Origin of the sequence: Sporolactobacillus inulinus, assembly GCF_006539285.1 — a bacterium.
In the GTDB taxonomy this organism is placed as follows: Bacteria; Bacillota; Bacilli; order Bacillales; family Sporolactobacillaceae; genus Sporolactobacillus; species Sporolactobacillus inulinus.
Genome location: NZ_BJMS01000130.1, coordinates 1 through 6,374, shown reverse-complemented (window position 1 = coordinate 6,374; position 6,374 = coordinate 1). Strand labels below are relative to the sequence as shown.

The 6,374-nt window shown below is 43.3% G+C and carries 6 protein-coding genes; 1 reads left to right on the top strand and 5 read right to left on the bottom strand.

Annotated features, from left to right (window positions below; translation table 11 throughout):
- Positions 1-194, top strand: a 194-nt coding sequence (locus tag SIN01_RS15260) for a hypothetical protein (RefSeq protein WP_218027789.1), incomplete at its 5' end; no start/stop codon positions are given.
- Between the two features lie 436 nt (positions 195-630).
- On the opposite strand, the gene SIN01_RS13485 is transcribed toward SIN01_RS15260, so the two are convergent.
- The 5 genes from SIN01_RS13485 to SIN01_RS13465 all read right to left on the bottom strand — a co-directional run bounded on the left by SIN01_RS13485 (position 631) and on the right by SIN01_RS13465 (position 4,983).
- Entirely contained in the window at positions 631-1,350 is a 720-nt protein-coding gene (locus SIN01_RS13485; RefSeq protein WP_010023130.1) for a UTRA domain-containing protein, read from the bottom strand.
- A 346-nt stretch (positions 1,351-1,696) separates the two neighbouring features.
- On the bottom strand, positions 1,697-2,665 hold the full coding sequence (locus tag SIN01_RS13480; protein WP_010027626.1) for an SIS domain-containing protein: 969 nt from the start codon (positions 2,663-2,665) through the stop codon (positions 1,697-1,699).
- A 28-nt stretch (positions 2,666-2,693) separates the two neighbouring features.
- Positions 2,694-3,419, bottom strand: coding sequence for an amino acid ABC transporter ATP-binding protein (locus SIN01_RS13475; RefSeq protein WP_010027628.1), 726 nt, complete (start codon positions 3,417-3,419; stop codon positions 2,694-2,696).
- Complete coding sequence (locus tag SIN01_RS13470) at positions 3,406-4,065, bottom strand: amino acid ABC transporter permease (RefSeq protein ID WP_047034783.1); 660 nt, start codon at positions 4,063-4,065, stop codon at positions 3,406-3,408. The genes SIN01_RS13475 and SIN01_RS13470 overlap by 14 nt, the downstream gene beginning before the upstream one ends.
- Before the next feature lie 111 nt (positions 4,066-4,176).
- Entirely contained in the window at positions 4,177-4,983 is an 807-nt protein-coding gene (locus SIN01_RS13465) for a transporter substrate-binding domain-containing protein (RefSeq protein WP_029548316.1), read from the bottom strand.
- Between the last annotated feature and the right edge of the window lie 1,391 nt (positions 4,984-6,374).

Sequence of the window (6,374 nt, the reverse complement as noted above, 5' to 3'; positions counted from 1 at the left end):
GTCTATTGCCTGTCCGTAAGTATAGCGTAGGATCTATGCTCGGTTCTTCAAGTGGTCATTTATTATGCCTATCTTTTTTAGGTGCCTGCTTCCGTCTTTGGCAATTTTATGGATTTCTGCAATCATCAATCCCCTTTTATGTACTTGTCTCATTTTCCGACAATGTAGCCTTATACATTCGGGTTAAAGTGTAACAACTTTCAACTTTTTTGGTTCATCCAAAGATTAAGGCTATATGTTGATCTCCGAATGAATATCTCTGAAAAATAGATTCGTCAAATTCAAAGAAGATAATAATAACCCATCGAATTTTGAGACATCAACATCCTCGCCAAACCATTTTTTCAGCACTTCTTTTGCTTTGTTTTTTTGATATTCCTAAGAATGAGTTTAAGGATCATTTGGGTTAATCCTAGCTATAATCGTAATTCTACTCCTTTAACAGAATGTTTCCCGGTGTATGCAAGGGGCTTTTTGCTCGCAGGCTGCTCCTCTCTGCTTCTCATTTTCCTGCTTGAATAGACAGGATACAGGTTTGTTTTGTATGCGCAGATATCCGCAATCATTATTACCCTATCTCGTGGATGCATTCGTGCATGCAGGATCAGCTCACTAATATATATCTTCGCGTCAGGTATCGATGACGAAGCTGACACGATTGACATCGTAATAAAGCCAGGAGTGATAAACCGGTGTATTGTATTGATTAAATCCTGTCTTATCGACTTGGTAAATTGGATCGCTCACATGACAGTTTAAGTATTGCGCAAGTGTGTCGTCGGCTAATAATACATTGATAATCTTGTAGCTTCTTTTTATAGTCATGCCATATTTTTTTTCAAAAAGCTCATGCATAGACATTTGATCATTTATTTCTGTTTCCAAATCGCTAAAAAGATTAACCGGGTAGCTACTAATCTCGTACCCAAATGGAACACCCTTAAAATACATAATCCGGCCCAGCTCCAAAATGTCGCTTCCTTTAGGAACGGATAATCGTTTGGCGATGAGTGAAGAACAGGGTTTTAGCGTCTCTTTAATAATTTTACGTTCCGGTTTCTCTCCAACTTTCTTCATATATTCTGAATATCCGTCTGCTGCGATTAAGCTTCTTTCGATTTTTCCCGTTTTAACGAAAGTTCCTTTTCCCTGTTTTCGAACGAGGTAACCGCTATCCACTAAATCCTGTAATGAACGTCTAATCGTGATGCGGCTAACCTCATACTTGTCACAGAGTTCTGTCTCCGATGGCAAACGTGAACCATCCGTATAAGATCCATTATTGATCTCTTCGATAATTTTTCGTTTGACCTGGATATAAAGCGGATAGAGGTTATCTTTATTTAACACGCGCGTTCACAACCAATCTTCGTTTATTTACTATCTATTATACACATTATTTTCATAGTTTTTTATGTGAGCAGGTTACACTTGGTCGCTATTCATCACACCTCGACGGGAACTCAAGACCGCGAGCACACAAGCCCGGTACATTGGATTGATCACCACTTAAAGGGAAGTCAACACACACGCAGCGATTCCGTTTTTCTGCTCTATATAAAAAAGGATCACCAACCACATGAAAACTTGCGGCCAGGTGATCCTATAAGCCTGATCCCTCCATACGCTCCTGATCAGATCGAAGCAAGTGGAAGAATTAGGCAGGGGAGACTAGTCAATCAAATAGATTGCTTCATTAGTATTCCAGTTTCCACATGTACCGTCTCTTTGTGAGTGGGTGTTTGCGGGCAATCGCTAGCTGTTCTGCGTATACTCGCAGTACGCCGGAAATCAGAATCGGGTTAAAGTAGTCGATCACTTCTTTGGATACATAGTTTGCTAGTCCGAAATCTTTCGCGTCCACCACGGTGGTCTTGGCTTCGAATCGATTCAGGAAGTCCAGCGCGCGTGAATCCATCGGGCGCGTTTTCCCATCGTTCATCAAGAGCAGGAATGGCTTGTCTTTTTCCACGATTTCGAATGGGCCATGGAAGAATTCTCCGTCACTGAATGAGCCCGAGTTCACCCACTGCATCTCAAGAAGCAGGCAGATCGAGAAGGAATACGCGACTTCCGTTGTCGCTCCGCTGCTCATCACATAAATGACCGGTGCATCTTTGTAAGCTTCGCCGAATGCTTTGGCTTGCGGCACGAGCAGTTTCGTCGCTTCATCGATTGCGCCATAGATTTTCTCGACGCCGTCCATAAATTGCTCGTAATAGTCATAACCCTCGAAAGCGTTCAGAATTTCAACGGCCAAGGTCAGGATCTTGGTCATCTTGTCCATTTTAGCGGAGTAGCTTTCAAAAAATCCGTGCGTGACCACATAGTCTGCGTCTTTGGTCAGCGGAGATTCCGGTTCATGGGTCACCGCGATCACATGAGCGCCCAGTGATTTTGCGAGACTCGTCGCTTTTACCGTTTCCGGTGTATTTCCGCCAAGTGAGCAGGTAATGACAATACTGTTTTCACCGACGGCGGCTGGTGTATCGTAGTTAAATTCATTGGCTGTATAATGGCCGACAATGAGTTTCTTTGCATTGGAGCGGAGAAAATAGAATCCCGGATAGAGATCGGCTTTGGATCCGCCGCAACCTACAAAATAAACACTTTGAATCGCTTCCTGCTTGCTTTGAATCGATGTAACGATTTGATTAAGTTCCACTGACTGTTCCTCCCTGATATCATAAAAATTAATGTAGTATTTTGGATAGAAAATTTTTGGTGCGTGCGTGCTGAGGATGAGTGAACAGCTTCTCCGGTGTATTCTCCTCAACAATCTGACTGTGGTCCATGAATAAGATGCGGTCACCTACCTCTCTGGCGAAGCCCATTTCATGCGTCACAATCACCATCGTCATGCCCTCTTTCGCCAGTTGTTTTATTACCGCTAGGACTTCGCTGACCATTTCTGGGTCAAGGGCCGAGGTCGGTTCGTCAAATAACATCGCCTCAGGCTGCATCGCCAGTGCCCGGGCAATCGCGATCCGCTGCTGCTGGCCGCCGGAGAGCGTCACCGGATAAACGTCTCGCTTATCTTGTAGCCCGACTTTGCCGAGAAGTTCCATGCCGAGCTTCTCGGCTTCGGCTTTGTTCATTTTTTTCACCCGTGTGGGGGCATGACAGATATTCTGAATCACGGTTTTATGTGGAAACAGATTGAACTGCTGGAAAACCATGCCCATTTTTTCTCGGACCTTGTCGATATTGACTTTCTTATCGGTGATCTCCTGATCGTCAACGACAATGGATCCTTTCGTTGGTTTTTCCAATAAATTCAGGCAGCGTAGGAATGTACTCTTCCCCGACCCCGACGGTCCGATAATCACGATCACTTCGCCGTCATGGATCGTACAGTTGATGTCTTTCAAGACCTCATGACTGCCGTAAGACTTGTCTAGATTTTTAACGGTAATCACTGCTTTTCAGCCTCCTCTCCAAATGGCTCAGTAGCCGGGTCAGTGCCAGGGTCATGACGAGATAGATGAATGAGGCGACAATAATCGGCTCAAGTCCGAGGGCGGTCGTCCCTCTAACGGTGGTCGTCTGGTACATGAGTTCAGAGATCCCGATAACCGAGACCAGCGACGAATCTTTGATGTTGCCGATGAACTGGTTGCCAAGTGCCGGCAGAATGTTTTTGAACGCCTGCGGCAAAATGATGTCGATCATCGTCCGCCGCTTGCTCATGCCAAGACTTCTCGCGGCTTCGGTCTGTCCGTAGGGGATCGCTTCAATCCCCGAACGCATCGTCTCTGAGATATACGCAGAGGCGTGAATCGTCAGCGCAATCGCGCCGGTGAGAAAGTCGGGGACGTTCACCTGGAGGATCATCGGCAGCCCGACATAGACGAGAAAGATTTGTGCCAGAAGCGGCGTGCCCCGGATAAACTCGATGTAGCCGATACTGATCCACTTGATGACTTTAATTTGCGAGCGCCGCATCAGCGTTAGGATAATCCCCAGCACGGTGCCGGCGATCACCGAGATTACGGCCAGTAAAAAGGTGATATACATGCCTTGTAAAAAGAACGTGTAGTAAGTGCCAAGAAAAGAAAAATTCAAAATATTCCACCTCCTATCGTCTTTATGAAAATGAATAAACGATTGAGCCAAGCCTCTCCGCATCATCTATTTTTAAAGAATAGACCTGCATATTCTTACATCACCAGGTGGTTACTTCAGATATTTCACATTGTCGAGTACCCATTGACTGTATTGCGGCTTATACTGGTCAATGACAGAATTGACCGCCTTCATTAATTCTTTGTCCGAGTTCTTTGGCAGTGCGATTGCGGCTCCTGCCGAATCATCATTGTACTTCAGATTGGTTTGTACAAGTAACGGATTCGCCTTGATGGCAAGGGCAGCCGTTGGAACATCTACAAGCATTGCATCCATTTTGTTATGCGCTAATGCAAGGGCAAGATCTGTGTTTTTGCCAAATAGTTTTAAAGGAGCTTTCGGGAAGTATTTCTGCATCACCTGCTGCTGAACAGATGAATTAATCACACCAACCGTTGCATTCTTCAGAACAGACGGCTTCTGGTACTTGCTTAACTCGCTCTTCCTGACGACAAATACATTAGTACTTTTGAAGTAGACTTTTGAAAAATCAGCCGCCTTTTCCCGTGTCTCTGTTGGGCTCATCGCCGAGACGAGTATATCTACCTTTCCACTCTGAAGGGCCGGAAGAAGGCCATCAAAATCCATATCTTTAATCTGATAATTAACCCCTAATTTTTTTGCAATGCGTTTAATTAGCTCAATATCAGAACCTTTGATTTCGTTTTTCCCATCATGACTGTAATGGAATTCGTACGGCGGCGTTGCAGCCATCAAACCAACAACAAGCGTTCCTCTCGATTTAATGGCTTTCACACCTGTTTTCTTTTCTCCGCCATTCCCACATCCGGAAAGCGCCAGAACGAGTATCAAAGCCATTGACAGTACTGAAAGAATCCTACATGTTCTCCTTCTCAATCTTCACATCTCCTTAGAAGTAATAATCAATGAACCATAACGATATAAGTGACTGAAAAGTATAATATGTATTAACTCATCTCCCTTATCTTTAAATTTTCAGTTATATTAGAGGCTATGTTTTATATAATATATTCAAAACAATCAAACGTCAATAATATATTATAAAATGTCTTAACTTGTAGAAAAAAAATTAATTGACTTAAGTTCTCAATCTATTGAATAGTCAATAGATTTTACTCCGCATGGGCATCGGCATGACCTAACTTTGGGACATTTTCCTTACAATCGGTGTGTTAATTCATAAGCATGTAACGAAATCCAGTAAAAGTTGATAAATAGATGATCATCTTCTAACTATTTCTTCTGAAATCATCTATAGAGTATAGAGCAGTTTTAACAGACTGCTAAAATTCAAGGAATCTACTGATGGGAGTCCTGAGAGATGTATTTCACAGATTTTTATACCAATCCAGGCGAAATTGTTTTTGTCAAGATAAGATTGAGCCACAGTGATCACCTTAAAAGTGAGCCACTTTACCCTATTGGCCTCCCATCTTTCAAGGCGAGACACGGAGTCGAAACGGCGGCGAATTACAAATGGTCGATCCACCAGAAGGATTCCTCGTCTCTACAATGCCCGAAATTCCGATTGAACACAGTCCCGGATTAACGGATTGATACCTTAAAAATCGCATGATAAGGTTGCTCAAGCAGCCGCGAACATACCACAAACCTATAATTGATCGCTATATAGCAGCATTTTTTTATAGGATACATGCTGGTGCTTTAGCTTTCCTGTTCGTAACGATACTTATCTTTGCACGTGATGTGATTTAGAAATAACGGTTTCGAACGATGGGGATCTGGAAAAAGTGAAACGCTTCATAACTATGGCTTACGATGCAAGTTGAGTGGATTGGGTTTACGGACACACTTGGTTGAGAGAGGGGGTTATCTGGCACTAATCCTTTATGGTACTTTTCACAAGCGTTCTGCTGCCATTTTGTATACCTTTTGCCGGTCTCGTTGTCCAATTGCTAGTAGATACATTTCATCATCGTCTTTATGAACGATTGGATAAATGATTCTCAAGTTCATGGCGCGCGGCTTGATTTTTGCATCGCCATTTCGCTTACCTTCAAGTGATTTTGCAACACCATTCGGAACTAATTGTATGCCTTCTCTAATTCGTCTGAGGACGACAGCAAGAACACTGTTTCTGCTTCCTTTAGTGAGTGCTTTTAGATCAGCAACGACCTTCTCATGAAGAGTAATTTCAACATTAAATTCACCTTTCGAATGATTGCATTAAATCGCACAAACTGTGTATAATAATGTTAAATCAAGGCAAAATAAATCCGCCAGTGCTTCGAACACTGACGGCATGG